This is a genomic window from Oleiagrimonas sp., assembly GCF_027858935.1.
GTDB lineage: Bacteria > Pseudomonadota > Gammaproteobacteria > Xanthomonadales > Rhodanobacteraceae > Oleiagrimonas.
Window position 1 is genome coordinate 1 of record NZ_JAQIBU010000313.1, and the last position, 17,308, is coordinate 17,308.

General features: G+C 63.9%; 18 protein-coding genes. 9 read left to right on the forward strand and 9 right to left on the reverse strand.

Annotated elements, in window-relative coordinates:
• Positions 1-200: 200 nt before the first annotated feature.
• Together PF446_RS11560 and PF446_RS11565 are read left to right on the forward strand one after the other, a co-directional pair.
• Positions 201-710, forward strand: a complete 510-nt coding sequence (locus PF446_RS11560; protein ID WP_298071725.1) for a hypothetical protein — start codon at positions 201-203, stop codon at positions 708-710.
• 24 nt (positions 711-734) lie between these two features.
• The gene (locus PF446_RS11565; protein WP_298071726.1) at positions 735-1,082 is read left to right on the forward strand and encodes a hypothetical protein; all 348 of its coding nucleotides are present in this window, start codon (positions 735-737) and stop codon (positions 1,080-1,082) included.
• 345 nt (positions 1,083-1,427) lie between these two features.
• Here PF446_RS11565 and tpx read toward each other — a convergent pair whose 3' ends face one another.
• Positions 1,428-1,928 (reverse strand): thiol peroxidase, encoded by a 501-nt coding sequence (tpx, locus tag PF446_RS11570; protein ID WP_298071728.1) that lies wholly within the window; start codon positions 1,926-1,928, stop codon positions 1,428-1,430.
• A gap of 451 nt (positions 1,929-2,379) precedes the next feature.
• Between tpx and PF446_RS11575 the strand changes: the two genes are divergently transcribed.
• The 5 genes from PF446_RS11575 to PF446_RS11595 all read left to right on the forward strand — a co-directional run bounded on the left by PF446_RS11575 (position 2,380) and on the right by PF446_RS11595 (position 7,509).
• Positions 2,380-2,790, forward strand: a complete 411-nt coding sequence (locus PF446_RS11575; RefSeq protein ID WP_298071730.1) for a group III truncated hemoglobin — start codon at positions 2,380-2,382, stop codon at positions 2,788-2,790.
• A complete protein-coding gene (locus PF446_RS11580) occupies positions 2,787-3,197 on the forward strand; it encodes a SirB2 family protein (protein ID WP_298071732.1) in 411 nt (136 codons plus the stop codon). Before PF446_RS11575 ends, PF446_RS11580 begins: the two co-directional genes overlap by 4 nt.
• A complete protein-coding gene (locus PF446_RS11585; protein ID WP_298071734.1) occupies positions 3,194-5,149 on the forward strand; it encodes a pyridoxal-dependent decarboxylase in 1,956 nt (651 codons plus the stop codon). Before PF446_RS11580 ends, PF446_RS11585 begins: the two co-directional genes overlap by 4 nt.
• A gap of 86 nt (positions 5,150-5,235) precedes the next feature.
• Positions 5,236-6,003, forward strand: a complete 768-nt coding sequence (locus PF446_RS11590) for a prephenate dehydrogenase/arogenate dehydrogenase family protein (protein WP_298071736.1) — start codon at positions 5,236-5,238, stop codon at positions 6,001-6,003.
• A gap of 9 nt (positions 6,004-6,012) precedes the next feature.
• Complete coding sequence (locus PF446_RS11595) at positions 6,013-7,509, forward strand: UbiD family decarboxylase (RefSeq protein WP_298071738.1); 1,497 nt, start codon at positions 6,013-6,015, stop codon at positions 7,507-7,509.
• A 3-nt stretch (positions 7,510-7,512) separates the two neighbouring features.
• Here the strand turns inward: PF446_RS11595 and PF446_RS11600 are convergent, their stop codons facing one another.
• Complete coding sequence (locus PF446_RS11600) at positions 7,513-7,809, reverse strand: hypothetical protein (protein ID WP_298071740.1); 297 nt, start codon at positions 7,807-7,809, stop codon at positions 7,513-7,515.
• A gap of 139 nt (positions 7,810-7,948) precedes the next feature.
• On the opposite strand from PF446_RS11600, the gene PF446_RS11605 reads away from it, so the two are divergent.
• Positions 7,949-8,947, forward strand: coding sequence for a peptidase U32 family protein (locus tag PF446_RS11605; protein ID WP_298071742.1), 999 nt, complete (start codon positions 7,949-7,951; stop codon positions 8,945-8,947).
• A 13-nt stretch (positions 8,948-8,960) separates the two neighbouring features.
• Positions 8,961-9,836, forward strand: a complete 876-nt coding sequence (locus tag PF446_RS11610) for a U32 family peptidase (RefSeq protein WP_298071743.1) — start codon at positions 8,961-8,963, stop codon at positions 9,834-9,836.
• 92 nt (positions 9,837-9,928) lie between these two features.
• Here PF446_RS11610 and PF446_RS11615 read toward each other — a convergent pair whose 3' ends face one another.
• From PF446_RS11615 to PF446_RS11645, 7 genes are all read right to left on the reverse strand, one after another.
• Entirely contained in the window at positions 9,929-10,579 is a 651-nt protein-coding gene (locus tag PF446_RS11615; RefSeq protein WP_298071782.1) for a hemolysin III family protein, read from the reverse strand.
• Between the two features lie 52 nt (positions 10,580-10,631).
• On the reverse strand, positions 10,632-11,840 hold the full coding sequence (fabB, locus tag PF446_RS11620) for a beta-ketoacyl-ACP synthase I (RefSeq protein ID WP_298071745.1): 1,209 nt from the start codon (positions 11,838-11,840) through the stop codon (positions 10,632-10,634).
• On the reverse strand, positions 11,840-12,355 hold the full coding sequence (gene fabA / locus PF446_RS11625; protein WP_298071748.1) for a 3-hydroxyacyl-[acyl-carrier-protein] dehydratase FabA: 516 nt from the start codon (positions 12,353-12,355) through the stop codon (positions 11,840-11,842). Before fabA ends, fabB begins: the two co-directional genes overlap by 1 nt.
• A gap of 483 nt (positions 12,356-12,838) precedes the next feature.
• On the reverse strand, positions 12,839-13,738 hold the full coding sequence (locus tag PF446_RS11630) for an SCP2 sterol-binding domain-containing protein (protein ID WP_298071750.1): 900 nt from the start codon (positions 13,736-13,738) through the stop codon (positions 12,839-12,841).
• Between the two features lie 214 nt (positions 13,739-13,952).
• Positions 13,953-14,723, reverse strand: a complete 771-nt coding sequence (locus PF446_RS11635; RefSeq protein ID WP_298071784.1) for a cyclic nucleotide-binding domain-containing protein — start codon at positions 14,721-14,723, stop codon at positions 13,953-13,955.
• A gap of 86 nt (positions 14,724-14,809) precedes the next feature.
• Entirely contained in the window at positions 14,810-16,210 is a 1,401-nt protein-coding gene (gene hemN, locus PF446_RS11640; RefSeq protein WP_298071752.1) for an oxygen-independent coproporphyrinogen III oxidase, read from the reverse strand.
• Between the two features lie 107 nt (positions 16,211-16,317).
• Complete coding sequence (locus PF446_RS11645) at positions 16,318-17,304, reverse strand: fumarylacetoacetate hydrolase family protein (RefSeq protein WP_298071754.1); 987 nt, start codon at positions 17,302-17,304, stop codon at positions 16,318-16,320.
• Between the last annotated feature and the right edge of the window lie 4 nt (positions 17,305-17,308).

Genomic DNA, 17,308 nt, shown 5'->3' on the forward strand with positions numbered 1-17,308 from the left:
CGGCACCATGGTCAAGGTGCTGTCCTGGTACGACAATGAATGGGGTTTCTCCAACCGCATGCTGGACATGACCGCGGCACTGGTCGCAGCCGGCTGAGTCCAGGATTTGCGCCGATATCGGCTCCAATGAGGACGCCTTGGACACCGGCCTGCATGCCTGCGCATGCAGGCCTCCCTTTCCTCCCGGTAGACAGGTGCACATGATGAACACGAAATTGATGTTGTGGGCGGTGTTGGTCCTGCTTGCCAGCGCCTTTTCCTGCACGGCGATCGCCCAGTCCGGTCCGCCACCGGCCTATACCGAAAACGGCTTCAGTCCACACCTGCTGGACAGCGCAAAGCCGAAGGCGGAACGCATGAAGCTGTTTGCACACATCATCGCGTTGGCCAACCGCGGCCAGGTACGCGCCCAGGATCTGGCTGGCACCTTCTATTGGCAGGGGCCCGCGATCACCGGATCGCCGGTAACCGTGAACCTGGTCCAGGCACGCAAGCTGCTTGCCAGCGCAGCCGTGCACGGCGACGTGCTGGCCATGGCCAAGATGGCTGAACTGGAGCTGGGCGCCGGCCGCGAGCCCCAGGCGATGGTCTGGGCGCAACTGTATGCCCGTTACCTCGACCCGATGCTCCCCGCACGCGCCGGTCGAACAGACAGCTACGCGGCCAACCTGATCAAGGGCATCCTCGATGCGGGCGGCAAGCTCCACTAGGCCACCCGGGGCTACGTCGGCACGATGGTCCAGCGCTTCGACAAGTCCATCCGCAGGGGTATTGATGCCATTCATTCCGAGAACCGCGATGGCCGGACCTTTCTGATCCAGCAGGCGGGGGGCGCTGATTCGATCAAGACCTCCAACTTGAATGGAGTCGCCGAATACATGGTCGGCTTCGATGCCGACGGCAAGCCCATCAGGACATGGACACTGAATGCCTTCCCCAATTCGGGCCTGAGCGCGCTGCTGCATCACTATCTCAAGAACGTGGTTGCCAATAGCGTCGCCAAAGGCTCGGGAACGCGGTATCTGCGTGTATCCATCACACACAACGGTGCGAAATTACTCATGTTGCGGACCGCGCACTGACGCAGTGCCACGAAAAAGACGCCGAGCTTTCGGAGCCACCGAAAACAGGCCACCACGAAAGAGGCCTATGGTTTTGCGCTGGTCGCTGGCCATGCACAAGCACAGCGACCGGTGGCCGTCCAGGCAACACCGATAGGCAAGACGCGTTCTGCTGACCACGCACGCGCAATGGATCGGTTGCCCTGGTGACTGCCGGCCACGATGCGCCGAGTGGGAATTTGAACGCACCGCACCACTTCGGGGCCCGGCGCGCAAACGCCCCCCTTTTTAGGCCCCTGATACTGAACGCCCGCCAGCGACGACGCGCGCAGGACCTGATGTCCGGCGCGCGTCGCATGGACTGGATCAGGCCAACGGCTTCAGGGCAGCCTCGTAATCGGGCTCATGGGTAATCTCGGATACCAGCTCGGCGTGCAGCACCCGGTTGTCCTCGTCCAGCACGACCACCGCACGCGCGGCAACCCCGGCCAGTGGCCCTTCGGCAAGTGCTACGCCGTAATCGACTAGGAAGGCTTCGCCGCGCATGGTCGAAAGCATGGTCACGTGGTCAAGCCCCTCGGCGCCGCAAAAACGTCCCTGCGCAAAGGGAAGGTCCGCGGAAATGCACAGCACCACGGTGTTGTCCAGGGTGCCTGCCAGTTCATTGAAGCGGCGCACCGAAGCGGCACACACGCCCGTGTCCACGCTCGGGAAGATGTTCAACACCTTGCGCTTGCCGGCAAACGCGTCCAGCCCCAGATCCTTCAGGTCTCCGCTGACCAGCGAAAACTCGGGCGCCTGATGCCCCACCTGCGGAAATGTGCCGTCAACCTGCACCGGATTACCCTGGAAAGCCACCTTGGACATATGCAACCTCTTTGCGTTTCAAGAATAGGAGGATCGAGTCGGACAGCATAACGCGTCGGTCAATTCAGTCACGCTTGACCCTTATGCATCAACTACGGACATCGTCAACCAACGGATTGCGGATCGGCTTCCATGCGCCCGGGAACCCATCCGATCCATGCATGGGCCAGATCATCCGTGCAGCCCGGCCGCAGCCGCGTACAGACCGTTCCGGTGGACAGCGCCATCATCCTGACCGGCAGCAACACGATGACCTGGAACTGGCCTCAGGTTGCCTGGTTGCGGCCGGCTTGGTGCAGGCCGTCGCTCATCTCGGTTCGATGCTTCCGGAACGACCCACAACCTGACGGCAAGCGGGACCGGCAGGCCTTGCTCCCCTCAGCACCGCAGGTACCGCTGCAGACTGATCCAGATCAAGGAGCCTGGGTCACGGCGGCTCTATGCTCCACGCATGATAGACGAGCCTTCCACGCCCACCGGACTCACCACCGACGGTATTGCCCTGCTGGTCAAGCGCTTTTATGCCCGAGTACGCAGTCATGCCTCGCTAGGACCTGTTTTCGAGGCCTCCGTGACCGACTGGGTTGCACATGAGCAGCGACTGATCACGTACTGGTGCTGGGTTGCCCTGCGCGTGAATTACTATCGGGGCAAGCCCATGGACATGCACCGCCGGCTCCCGATCCATGCCAACCACTTTGCGCAATGGCTGGCCTTGTGGCGGCAAACCGCCAACGACGTGCTGGATCCGGCCTCTGCGAGGCATGTGATCGCCGTCGCCGAACGCATCGGCCACGGGCTTCGCCTGGGTACGCTTGGCCCGGATGCCCAGGCCCCGCCATCACGGGACGTCACCGCATGAACATGCTCGCACTGTACTCGCCCGTGAAGTGGATCCACGTTAGTGCCGTGCTCATGAGTGGCTGCCTGTTCGCGTGGCGAGGCGTGATGGTCCAGGCCGGCCGTGAACGCATGGCCGGAAGGCGTGGCATACGCTGGCTCAGCTACGGCATCGACAGCGTGCTGCTGATAGCCGGCGTGGTGCTGGTCGCAATACTTCCACATGCCATGTTTTCCAATGGCTGGCTGAGCGCGAAACTGGCCCTGCTGGTGGTCTACATCATCCTCGGCAGCCTGGCTCTCAAACGCGCGCGTACGCAGGCATGGAAGCGCATCTTCTTCGTCGCTGCGCTGCTGGTCTACGTGAGCATGATCGGCATTGCGCGCACGCATTCTCCCCTGGGATGGTTCCATGGAGGGCTGCAATGAATCACCCACATATCAATGAACCGCATGATCATGCGCTGGACGCCTGCTTTCTTGGTCCCTACGGCGAAAACGATGCCCTGCTCGAAAAAATGATGCTGGAATTTCTGCGCGACCACGTGTACTGGCGGCGCAACTTTCACCCGGAAGACCCGCCTGCCATTGCCACGGCCACGGCGCAGCACCCGGACTATCTGGCGTTCGAATCGCGCATGCGACGTGAGCTGCACCAGCTTTCGGCCGCGCTGAAGAAATCCGTCCCGTTCCACAGCCCGCGCTACATGGGCCACATGGTCTCGGACCTGCTGCTCCCGGGCCTCGCGGCGCAGATGCTGACACTTCCCTACAACCCCAACAACGTCAGCGAGGAAGCCGCGCCGGTCACCGTCGACATGGAAGTCCAGGTGGGTCTGCAACTGGCTCGCATGCTCGGCTATCCGCATGATCCCGAAAAACCCGCCTGTGCCTTCGGGCATGTCACCTCGGGAGGATCGCTGGCCAATTTCCAGGCTTTGCGGCTGGCACTTTCCCTGAAAGCCTTTCCAGTCGCGCTGCGTGCCGCCCAGGTCCCGGAGCTTGGCCTCCCCGACGAGGACTGGGAGGCTTTCAACCTGCCTGCAAGCCGGGTCATCGACCTTCTGGAACAATGGCAGGCATGGCTTGCCCTGCAACCAGGCCACGAGCGGCATCGCTGGCAGCAACGCGTGCAGGATGCACGGATCGAACAACTCGGACTGGCCGCTTTCTTCGAGGAGCACCCCACGCTGCGTGTACCGGTAGTGCTGGCGCCCGTCACCGCGCACTATTCGTGGAGCAAGGGCATGAAGATGCTCGGCCTCGGTCGCCGGCAACTGCGCCTGGTAGCAACCGACGGCATGCGGATGGACCCGAAGGCGCTGCAGCTTGTGCTCGACGAGTGCATCCGTGCAAGGCAGCCCGTACTGATGTGCGTGGCCATCCTGGGCAGCACCGAATACGGCACCATCGACCCGGTCGACGCCATCCTCGACGCGCGCCTTCAATCGCGTGCGCGAGGACTGGATTTTTCCGTTCACGTCGATGCAGCCTGGGGCGGTTATCTGGCCACCCTGTTCCGCCGCGAAGACGGCAGCCTGCGATCACGCAAGGACATGACCGGCGAATTCCGCACGTTCCCGACGCAACGGGTGCATGCGGCTTTTGCCGCGCTGGCGGACACCGACACGACCACGGTCGATCCGCACAAGCTCGGCTACCTGCCCTATGGTGCGGGAGCCTTCGTGTGCCGGGACCATCGCGCCATGGCGCTGCTGGCCGAACGTGCCGACTATGTCTTCCATCGCACCACTCCCGGCAGCTACCTTCAGCGCTACCGCAACCTGGGACAGTTCATCCCCGAGGGCTCCAAGTCCGGTGCCGCGGCAGCTGCGGTATACGTGACCCACAAGGTCCTTCCGCTCGATCACCTTCATTTCGGTCGCCTGCCTCACGCCACGGTTCGTGCCGCCGAATTGTTTCTCGCCTGTGCCCGCAGGTTCGCCCGCGAGATCAGCGAGCACCTGCATGTCATGGTGCCGTTCACGCCCGACAGCAACCTTGTCTGCGTTGCGCTGAATCCACGCGGCAACACCCGTGTTGCCGTGGCCAATGCCTACGTCCGCGAACTGCACGAAAACCTTCGCATCGACCCGACACGGCCCCTGCAACTGAAGGAATTCTTTGGTTCGATGACCAGCCTGCAACCCGGTATGCTTGGTCCTCACGAAACCGCACGTATCCTCGACGCCCTGCACCTGGACCTGGATTCCCTGGGCGACCACGAGGACAACGATTGCCTGCTGATCCTGCGCCATACGCTGATGAACCCGTACCTGATCGATCATGAGAACGACATCAGCTACATCGAGCGGTATTTCGAATTCCTCGGCCGCCGCGTACGCATGCTCGCATCCCTGGAAATGGCTGCGGCATCATGAGTGAGCATGCGCATGAACCGCCCGCCTCCCGCGGACACGAACAGCCAAATGCGCATGCAACCCCCAACACAGACGGAACATGCGCCATGACCTTCGCATTGCTCGGCCATGGCCGATTCGGACAGGCCCTGGCCGAAATGCTGGTCCAGGCCGGGCATACGGTTCGCATCCACGACCCCGGGGGAAACGTCCCCGAGGCCTTTGCTGCCGCAAGCCCCGCGCAAGCGGTCGAGGGCGCGCAATGGGTGGTGCTGGCCATGCCGGTTCCCGCCATGCGCGCGGCCCTTCTGGAGGTGCGGCCGCATCTGGACAGCCGCCATACCGTGATCGACGTCGGCAGCGTGAAAATGCACCCGTGCACGCTTATGGAGGATGTCCTTGCCGCGGAAATTCCGCATGCCGGCACCCACCCCCTGTTCGGGCCATTGAGCCTGGCCCGCGGCGAGCGCCCGTTGCGCACCGTGGTATGCGCCAGTGTGCTGCATCCGCAGGCGGCGCAACGCGCCCGGGCGCTGTTTTCCAGCCTCGGCTGCGAAGTGATCGACCAGGATCCGATCGCCCATGACCGCGCCATGGCAGGGACCCACGCGCTGGCCTTCTTCATCGCCAAGGGCCTGGTCGACATGGGTGTGGGTGAGGACCTCACGCTCGCGCCCCCCTCCTTCCAGGGCCTGAAGAACATGCTGGCCGCCGTGCGCGGCGATGCAGGGCACCTGTTCGCGGCCATCCAGCAGGAAAATCCATACGCCTGCGAGGCCCGTGCCCGACTGATCGAAGCCCTGGGCACGATCCACCGAAAGCTGCTGACCGAAGCAGACGACGAAGGCAGCCTGTCGATCTCCGGATTGCCATAGGCCCATGCCTTGAGCTTCCACGACCTTCGCACCTTCCTGGGCCATCTTGAACATCGCGGCCAGTTGCTGCGCGTGCGTGAACCGGTCGACCCGAACCAGGAGTCGACTGCCCTGTGCATGCGCGCGCTGCGCGAAGGCGGTCCGGCCCTGTTGATGGAGCGCCCGACCGGTTCGGCACACGCCCTGCTGGGCAACCTGTTCGGGCACCGCAAACGCATCGAGAGCGCCCTCGCCGGCCGGCCGCTTTCAAGCCTGCGCGAACTGGGCCAATTGCTCGCCTCGATCAAGGAACCCCGCTGGCCCGGAAACCTGCGCCAGGCCCTGGCATCCTGGCCCGAACTGGCCCAACTGGCCCATGTGGCGCCGCAGCGTGTGCGCGAAGCCGCCTTCACCGAGCAAACCCTGGAAGGCGAGGACATCGACCTGGCCCGACTCCCGGTGCAGACCTGCTGGCCCGAGGATGCCGGTCGCCTGATCACCTTCGGCCTGGTGGTCACGCGAGGTCCCCGTCAGCAACGCCAGAACGTGGCCATCTACCGTCAGCAGGTCATCGGACCCCGGCGCGTCATCATGCGCTGGCTGCCGCACCGCGGCGGCGCACAGGACTACCGGGACTGGCAGCACGCACACCCGGACCAGCCCTTTCCCGTGCTGGTCGCCCTGGGTGCCGATCCGGCCACGATGCTGGCGGCCGTGGCGCCGGTGCCGGACACGCTGTCCGAATACGAATTCGCCGGCCTGCTGCGTGGCCAGCGCACGCGTGTGTGGACCAGTCCACGCAGCGGTCTGGATGCACCCGCCGGCGCCGAGATCGTCCTCGAGGGATGCATTCATCCTGGCGATGCGGCGCTGGAAGGGCCGTTTGGCGACCACACCGGATACTACAATGCGCAGGATCATTTCCCGGTACTGACCATCGAGCGCATGCAGCTGCGGCGTGACGCGATCTACCACGGCAGCTACATGGGGCGCGCACCGTTCGACGAGCCTTCGGTCCTGGCCATGGCGCTCAACGATGTATTCGTGCCGATCCTGCAGAAGGTCTTCCCCGAGATCATCGACTTCCATCTGCCTGCCGAAGCCTGCTCGTATCGGATCGCGGTGGTCAGCATCCGCAAGCAATACCCTGGGCACGCCCGCAGGGTGATGATGGGGATCTGGTCGTACCTGCGCCAGTTCACGTACACCAAGTTCGTGATCGTCACCGACGACGACATCGACGTGCGTGACTGGTCCGCGGTGATCTGGGCCTTGGCCACACGGGTCGATCCGGCACGCGACACCATGCTGGTGGAAAACACCCCGATCGACTATCTGGATTTTTCCAGTCCGACACCGAACCTTGGTTCCAAGCTCGGCATCGATGCCACCAACAAATGGCCTGGCGAAACCACGCGCACCTGGAGCCGTCCCATCGTGCCCGATACCGAGGTGCAACGCCGCGTCGATGCGCTGTGGTCGCAACTGGCCACCACCGACACCCTGCGCGGCCCTGCGCAGACCTAAAGCCTAGGTCTCGCCAGCGCGGCAGGCATCGTGGCGAAGGGCCTGGGCCGCCTGCTCCTGCAGAAGCTTCCAGGAGCGTTCCCACCCCCCGGCGCGCGGCGATGCGCCGACGAATCGCGTCAACAGCATCCGCAAGGCATCAATGCGTTCCTGCAGTTCCCCGGATTGTGCAAGCGCGCGCTCGTGCTCGTCGAGCGCCACCATCAGCACCTTGCGGTCGCTGCAGATCCCGATGCACGGCTGAGGTGCCTCGATCCTGCCGCAACCGGCGCATTGCCATACCTGGATGTAGTCGGTCATGCCTGCTCCTGCTTCACTCCAAAACCTGCGGAGGACCTCAGGGTATCGATCCCGTGCCCGTTGCGATCTGATCCAGGTCAACGCAAGCATCGTTTTTGCGTGACACGATGGCGCCCTGCCTTGATGAGGAGCTACGCGCATGCAACTGGTCTGTCCAGCCGGCAACCTTCCTGCACTGCAGACGGCCATCGACGAGGGAGCGGACGCGGTCTACGCTGGCCTGCGCGACCAGACCAACGCACGCGCCTTCCCCGGCCTGAATTTCAGCGACGACGAATTGCACAGGGGTATCGCCTACGCGCATGCGCGTCAGCGCAAGGTCTACCTGGCCCTGAACACCTACCCGGACTGCATGCACCTGGATACCTGGAAGGCTGCCGTCGACAAGGCCGCCGACTTCGGTTGCGACGCGATCATCGTCGCCGAGATGGCCGTACTCGACTACGCCATGCGCACGCACCCGCAGCTTCCACGCCACCTGTCCGTGCAGGGTTCGGCCACCACCGCGCCCGCCTTGCGCTACATGCATGAGCGCTTCGGCATCCAGCGCGCCGTGCTGCCGCGGGTGTTGTCCATCCAGCAGGTCGAACGCCTGTGCAGCAATGCACCCGTACCGCTGGAAGTGTTTGCCTTCGGCAGCCTGTGCATCATGGTCGAAGGACGTTGCCAACTGTCCAGCTATGCCACCGGTGCTTCTCCCAATCGCCACGGCGTATGTTCCCCGGCGCGTTTCGTGCGTTGGGAGGAGCATGACGATGGCAGTCGGAGCGTGCGCCTGAACCATGTGCTGGTCGATCGCTTCCAGCAGGGCGAACCGGCAGGCTACCCGACGGTCTGCAAGGGGCGTTTCCAGGTAGCCGGCGAGACCTTCCATGCGCTCGAGGAGCCGACCAGCCTGAACACGCTGGAACTGCTTCCACGCCTGGCCAGGGCCGGAGTGGCGGCGCTCAAGATCGAGGGTCGCCAGCGTGGCGTCGCCTACGTCCGCTCCGTCACCCATACCTGGCGCACGGCGCTTGATCGCCTTGAAGCCGCTCCGGACCACTGGAAGCGCAAGCCGGAGTGGGACCAGACCCTGTCACAGCACGCCGAGGGGCACCAGACCACGCTCGGCCCCTACCACCGCCATTGGCATTGAACGGAATGCACCGATGAAACTGAGCCTTGGTCCCCTGCAGTATTTCTGGCCGCGCGAACAGACCCTGGCGTTCTATCGCGAAGCCGCACACTGGCCAGTCGATACCATCTACCTGGGCGAGACGGTGTGCAGCAAACGGCGTGAACTCGGCACTCGCGACTGGCTGGATCTGGCCGAGACACTTGCCGCCGAGGGCAAGCAGGTGGTGCTCTCATCCCTGGCCCTGATCGAAGCCGAATCCGAACTCGGCGTCCTGCGGCGGCTGGTTGAAGCCGGCCCCATGGTCGAAGCCAACGATCTGTCCGCCGTGCAGCTGTGCCGCGAGAAACGCTTGCCCTTCGTGGCCGGACCCTCACTGAACATCTACAACCATGAGGCGCTGGCGCTGCTCATGGAGGACGGCTTGCAGCGCTGGGTTCCCGGCGTGGAACAGGGCGAGCATTTGATCCACGACATGCGCATGTGCATGCAGGCGAACGGACGCGACATGCCCGAACTGGAGGTCATCGCCCATGGTCGTCTGCCGCTGGCCTACTCCGCCCGCTGCTTCACTGCTCGCGCCCTGGACGTGGCCAAGGACCAGTGCGGCTTCCGCTGCATCGAATATCCCGAAGCCATGCCGTTGGCCACGCGAGAAGGAAAGCCGTTCCTGCGCATCAACGGCATCCAGGTTCTCGGCGAGGCAGTGACCGACCTGGGACCGGAGTTGCCCGCGCTGCGCACACTCGGGGTCAACCTGCTGCGCCTGTATCCGCAAGCGGCTGGCATGGCCGAGGTGGTGGATCACTTCGATGCCGCCCGTCAATCGATACAGGCACCTGCACGGATCGGCACCCGCAACGGCTACTGGCATGGCGAAGCGGGCATGCACGCAGCGCCTGCGGACTGATCTCACCGACTCTCAGGCATCAACCATCCCGGTCCGCACCACCCTGGCGTCGCGACCGGGTCGGGCTTGCCCACCCGCTGCACTGGCGTTCGTCAGAACGCATACAGCAGCACGGCAAAGAAGTGACAGATCGTGCCGGCGAGCACGAACAGATGCCAGATGAAATGACTGTAACGGACACGTTCATCGAGCACGAAGAACACCACACCCAGGGTGTAGGCGAGCCCACCCGCCAGCAACCACAGCAATCCGTCGGTCGCCATGTGCTGCCATAAAGGACGGATCGCGATGACCGCCATCCAGCCCATGGCGACATACATCAGTGTGGAAACATGCGGAAATCGCATCCCGAGCGTGGACTTGAACACCAGTCCCGCCAGCGCCAGTCCCCAGATCATGCCCAACAGGGTCCAACCCCAGCCACCGTGCAACACGCCCAGCGTGATCGGTGTGTAGGTGCCGGCAATCAACAGATAGATCGCGGCGTGGTCCAGTACACGCAGCAGCCGCTTGATCGGGCGGCGCGGCATGGCGTGGTAAAGGGTGGACGCCAGATACAGCATGATGGTGCTGCTGCCGAAAACCGCCGCTCCGGTCACCGCCAAGGCACCACCGGCATGCATCGCATGCAGCAGCAGCACCGGCAAGCCGACCAGGGCGAGGAGCAGTCCGAGCCCGTGGCTGACGCTGTTGGCGACTTCCTCGCCGAGAGTCTGTTCCCGCCCCCTGCCACGTACCGGCATCACGTCCCGGGCATCCGGACATCGACAGCGCGATGTTTGATGCAGGGCCAGATCATATCCGTGCGAAGACCAGGCTGGCATTGGTACCGCCGAAGCCGAAACTGTTGGACATCACCGTGTTCAGCGTCGCCTCGCGGCTCTCGCGCAGAATCGGAAAACCTTCGGCCTGCGGATCGATCTCCACGATATGGGCTGATCCGGCCATAAACCCGTCGCGCAGCATCAGCAGGCTGTAGATCGCCTCGTGCACGCTGGCCGCGCCGAGTGAATGCCCGGTCAGTGCCTTGGTCGACGACAGCGGCGGCACGTGTGCGCCGAACACCTCGCGCACCGCCGCAAGCTCCACCAGATCGCCCGTCGGCGTGGCGGTGCCGTGCGTGTTGAGGTAGTCAACCGGCGCCTGCACATCCTGCATCGCCATGCGCATGCAGCGCACCGCACCCTCGCCGGAGGGCGCCACCATGCCTGCACCATCCGAGGTCACGCCGTAGCCGACCAGTTCGGCGTGGATGCGCGCGCCGCGCGCCTTGGCATGTTCGTAGTCCTCCAACACCAGCATGCCGCCGCCGCCGCCGATCACGAAACCGTCGCGACTGGTGTCGTACGGCCGTGATGCGGACTGAGGGGTGTCGTTGTGCTGGCTGGACAGTGCGCCCATCGCGTCGAACTCCGCGGTCATCCCCCAGTGCTCTTCCTCGCCACCGCCAGCAAACACCACGTCCTGCACGCCATGGCGGATCAGGTCGGCCGCGGCACCGATGCAGTGCGCCGAGGTCGCGCATGCGGCCGAGATGGAATAGCTGAAGCCGAGGATGCCGAACGCCGTGGCCAGGTTGGCCGACACCGTCGAGCACATCGTGCGTGGCACCATGTACGGGCCGACCTTGCGCACGCCCTTGTCGCGCAGCAGGTCCGCGGTCTGGATCTGCCACTTCGCCGAGCCGCCACCGGAACCGGCGATCACGCCCACGCGCGGATTGCGGATCTGCTCCAGCATCAACCCGGCGTCGGCGATCGCATCGCGCATGGCCAGGTAGGCATAGGCCGCCGCATCGCCCATGAACCGTTTCAGCTTGCGATCCATGCTCGCGTCCAGGTCGATTTCAGGAACGCCGGCCACATGACTGCGCAAGCCCAGCTCGGCGTACTCGGGCATGAACCGGATCCCGCTGCAGGCACCGCGCAACGCCCTTGAAACGGCATCGGACAAGGTGCCCAGGCAGGACACGATACCGAATCCCGTGACCACCACCCGGCGCATCAGAATGCCTCCGTGGACTGGAACAGGCCCACGCGCATGTCCTTGGCCACGTAGATCAGACGATCATCAACGAACGTCTTGCCATCCGTGATCACCAGCGCAAGCCGTCCACGCATGACTCTGCGGATATCGATCTCGTAGCGGAGCAGTCGCGCACTGGGCAGCACCTGACCGGTGAACTTCACCTGCCCGACGCCAAGCGCGCGGCCGCGTCCCGGCTCGCCCAGCCAAGGCAGGAAAAATCCGCTCAACTGCCACATCGCATCGACCCCAAGGCACCCCGGCATCACCGGATCACCCTCGAAGTGGCAGGCGAAGAACCAGGCCTCGGGCGTGATGTCCAGTTCGGCGACCATGTGCCCCTTGCCGTAGGCACCGCCATGGTCGTCGATATGTGTGATGCGATCGAACATCAGCATGGGTGGCGCCGGCAGGCGCGCATTGCCGGGGCCGAAAATTTCGCCCCGTGAACAAGCGAGCAGTTGCTCATAATCGAAAGAGGAAGGTCGATTCATGGGATATCCGCAGAAAAAGTGCAAAGCAGTCTGCGCGTCATGCTCCGTAGCCGCCCTGATGCAGATCAAGAACATCTTGCGGCGCAAACTGCGGTTCCACGAGGTCACGCACGTGGCGTGGACATCGTTTCAAGGTGGGTACCAAGGCTTCCACGAAGCAAGCATATCGCCGCAAAAAGGCCCTGGGCAATGCAAGCCTGCCACTCCTGGCCGACCCGGTCATCGCGTGCGCTCCATGCAGGTTCTGGTCCGGTCGCATCACGCCTCGACAACGCATCCTGACAGCGCAAAGTCCTCAAGAGCAACCTGACGCCCTGTGGGCCACCCCGGGCCACATCGAGGAGTCCGTGGTGTCATCGATCCTAGGCGGGGAAAATCGGTTGCAACAGATACACACCGCAGTAGCAAATGCGGTCCTTGAGCCCGATGCATCGATCCCTCGCTGATGACTTCAGATCAACCGTGTAGCGCAGTCCGCCTGGTTCACTGCGCGTCCGGCTTGTGCTGCAATCGGCCTCCCTCCGATAAGCTTTCACGGCCATGCGCCGTTCGTGCTGCACGAGCCAGGCGCGCACCACGATTGAGCAATACCCGCAACCCCAGCGGCATCGTCTCGTACGGCAGACGGTCGAGCATGTTGCGCGCGGTCAGACCCAATTCGGTATCCCCGGTCAGTTCCAGTCGTCGCTGGAAGAACAGCGTGTCGGCATCCTCCAGCCGCCCGGCCAGCAGCAGCAGGTCCGTGAGGCGCCCTCGAACACTCGCCTCCGGTTCGTCCTCGCTCACCTGCAGGCGATTGCCACGCAGTTCCAGCACCCACTGCAGATTCAGGTCGCTGACTTCGATCCCCAGGCGGCGGCCCTGCATGAATTCGATGTCACCCGCCGCCAGCGGCGCTTTCAGAACATGCGCCAGCGCCAACTCGAATGCGTGCTGTTGCCAGGACCTCGGGCACAGGCGCAACAACGGCGCCATGCGGTGTGGTGGAGGCAGCAGGCGCAGCAGGCGCGTTGCAACGGAATCGAGAGGTGGACGGGGGATCATGGTATGCAGCATTGTCATCCGGATGCTTGGGGCTTTGCCTTGATCAAGGTCAATGCAACGGTCCTGCTGCCGACATGCATCGGCGATGGCCAGGTCGAGCACGCCCTGCGCGGTGTCCCATGGAAGATCGAGTCGCTCCGCCATCGCGTTGGCACGCGTGCGCATGCTCCGTTCCCGGGTCGCATCGCGTGTCGGCATCCCCGCATGTACCTTGACCGCTGCAATGACGCGCACGGCCTTGCGACGCGCGGCCAGCAGCACGAGCAACCCGTCATCGATGCGATCAATCATGCTGCGCGCCTGTGCCAGCGCCATCCGTTCGCGGATTCCGAAACTCATGCCGGGCATCGCTCAGGCGGCAGGGATCGAGCCGCGGTCCGGCCGGTCTTCGCAGCGCAGTACAGCAGCGGGTGCGCTCTCGGTTGCACGGACTGCGGAAAGGCCAACCCGTGCAAGGCACACGGCTCGCCCTGGGCCATGCTCTCGGCGAAGTTGTGGCACGTCATCATGCCGATATCACACCATGCGCTCCCCGGGAGCGCGCTGATCTGGGTCAATCGTTGAACACGTTGCTCGCCATGTCCCGAAGCCGATCGCCATCGACGAACTGGACCTCGCGCCCCACGATGCGCAGGATGCCCTGCTCGCGAAACCGGCCGAGCACGCGACTGACGGTCTCCGAGGCCAGTCGCAGGTAATTGGCGATGTCGCCGCGAGACATGCTCAGGCGGAAATGGGTGCCGGAAAAACCCCGTGCCTGGTAGCGGGCGCTGAGGTCAACGAGGAAGGCCGCCATGCGCTCGTCTGCGCTGTGGTCGCCGGTCAGCAGGGATGCCGCGCCCAGTTCCTTGCTCAGCATGCGAAACACATGCTGCTGCACGTCCGGCTCGCGTGACGCCAGCGCGGTCATGGCCGGATACGAAAAGCGGCAGAAATGAGAGGGCTCCAGGGCAATCGCATCGCAGGGATAATGCTCCGGGTAGATCGCATCCAGACCGACCACTTCGCCCGGAAGAAAGAACCCCAGGACCTGCTCGTTTCCGTCCCGATTGACAACCACCGTCTTGATGGTCCCGGCGCGCACGGCATAGATGGCGCGGAACGGGTCGCGGTTGCGAAACACGTATTCGCCGGTGCGATAAGGCCCGACGTGTTCGACCAGACAGTGCAGTTCGAGCAGTTCCGGCTTGCCGTAACCCGCCACCTGGCATACCCCGGAAAAGGCACAGGTATGGCAGAACGTCGATTCATCGCCCTCGCCTGCGCCGGGCCGGTGCAGATCATGCAGCTTGCCTGGAGGACCCTTCGGTTGCGAGGTTGCCATGCAGTGTGTGGCGCCGTCTTGCGCATTCGATTCGCGACGCGAACTGTCCTTGTCCGCCAACGGATCCGGGATGTTCGGCAACACGCTCATATCGCCTTTGAGAATCCGTGCCCGCTGCTGTCCTGCTGCAGGTAGGCATCGAAACACATGGCCACATGCCGGATCAGCAGGCGCCCACGCGGCGTGATCTGAAGCTGGTTCGCGTCGACCTCGACCAATCCGTCATCGGCCAACGGTGCCAGCCGTTTCATGTCATGCACGAAGTAACGATCGAAATCGAGCCGGTGTCGATGACCGAAGGCCTTCTTGTCGAGTCGGCCATGGCACATCAGTTCGCCAATGAGTTCACGCCGGATCAGGTCGTCCGCACCCAGATGTATGCCCCGTATCACGGGAATCCGACCGGCATCCAGCGCTGCGTAATACGCCTTCAGTTCACGCGCATTCTGGCTGTAGGTTTCGCCAATACGGCCGATGGCGCTTACGCCAAGACCGATGATGTCGCAATCGCCATAGGTGGAATAGCCCTGGAAATTGCGCTGCAGGGTTCCGGCTTCCTGCGCACGCGCCAGGTCGTCATCGGCACGCGCGAAATGATCCATGCCGATGTAGACATAGCCCGCCTCGGTCAAACGTTCCAGGGTACGCCCGAACAGGGCCAGCTTGGTCGTCGCGTCAGGCAAGACCGAGTCCTGGATCTGGCGTTGCGCCTTGAACAGTTGCGGCATGTGCGCATAGCTGTAGGCCGCAATGCGATCCGGAGCCAGCTCGATCACTTGATCCAGTGTGCGCGTGAAGCGCTCCACGTCCTGGTGCGGCAAGCCATAGATCAGGTCCACGCTGATCGAGCCGAAACCACTCTCGCGGCCGGCGCGCATGATGTCCTCGACCTGCGCCACGCTCTGGACGCGGTTGACCGCTTCCTGGACTTGGGGATCGAAATCCTGGATACCGATCGACATGCGATTGAGGCCCAGCGATCCAAGATCCTTCACGTATTCCGGTGAGGCGTAGCGCGGGTCGATCTCGATGCCGAACTCGCGTCGCGGACTGCGACTGAGTGTGAAATGGTTCTCCAGCACGCCGAGCAGTCGACGCATCCGCCCACGATCAAGGAAGTTCGGCGTGCCGCCACCGAAATGCAGCTGCACCACCTCGCGATCCGGGTCGAACAGCGGCGCGATCAATTCGGCTTCGCGCTGAAGGGCATCCAGGTAGATGTCGGCTTTACCAAGATCATGCGTGATGATCCGCGTGCAACCGCAGTAGAAACAGGGGCTGAAGCAGAACGGAAGGTGCACGTACAGCGAAAGCTCGCGCGGGATCGGCTCCTCGTTGGATGCCCGGGCCGCATCGCGCAACTGCCGCTCACCGAAACCGTCATGAAACTGCGGCGCAGTCGGGTAGCTGGTGTAGCGTGGACCCTGGGTGTCGTACCGGGCGATCAACTCCGGATCGAATTGTGCGATCGAACGTTCTGTGTGCATGGCACAATTCTGCGCATGCAAGGCATGCCTCGCCTTGACCGAGATCAAACACGGGCGCGAACGATCCCGTGCAAGCGCTGCCCTGCGGCGCCTGCCGGATCGCCGCCTCAGCCCTTGCCCGAGGCGACGACCTGGTCGATGGCGCCGAAGATGCTCTTGCCGTGCGCGTCGGTGATCTCGATGCGTACGCGGTCGCCATGCTTCAGGAATGGCGTTTTCGGCGCGCCGTCGCGAAGCTTTTCCACCGTACGCTGCTCGGCCAGGCAGGATGCGCCCCTGGACGTGTCCTGGTTGGCGATGGTGCCCGATCCGACGATCGCACCGGCACCCAACGGCCGGGTCCTGGCCGCGTGCGCAACCAGTTGCGCGAAGTTGAACTGCATGTCGACGCCGCATTCGGCCTCGCCGAACCACTGGCCGTTGATCCACGTGCGCATGGGCAGATGCAGCGTGCTGTCCTGCCAGGCCTGGCCCAGCTCGTCAGGGGTGACAAACACTGGCGACAGCGCCGAGCGCGGCTTGGACTGCAGGAATCCGAAGCCTTTGGCCAGCTCGCCCGGGATCAGGCCGCGCAGGGAGACGTCGTTGACCAGGCCGATGAGCTGGATGTGTTCGGCCGCCTGTTGCGGCGTGACCGCCATGGGCACGTCGTCGACCACTACCACCACCTCGGCCTCCAGGTCGATACCGTAGTCCTCGCTTGATACCACCACGTCGTCGCGAGGCCCCAGGAAACCGGCGCTGGTGGCCTGGTACATCAGCGGGTCGGTATAGAAACTCTCGGGCACCTCGGCGCCCCGTGCCTTGCGCACGCGCTCGACATGCGGCAGGTAGGCGCTGCCATCGAGAAATTCGAAGGCACGCGGCATTGGCGCCGCCAGCGCGGCCATGTCCACGTCGAAAGCACCGTCGGCATTGCCGGCATTGAGGTCGTCGTACAGCGCGTTCAAGCGCGGGGCGGTATTGGACCAGTCTTCCAGCGCAACCTGCAGTGTGGCGGCGATGCCGTCGGCCTTGACGGCGCGCGCCAGATCACGGCTGACGACGACCAGCGTGCCGTCGCGGCCACCGGCTTTCAGGGATCCGAGTTTCATGGGC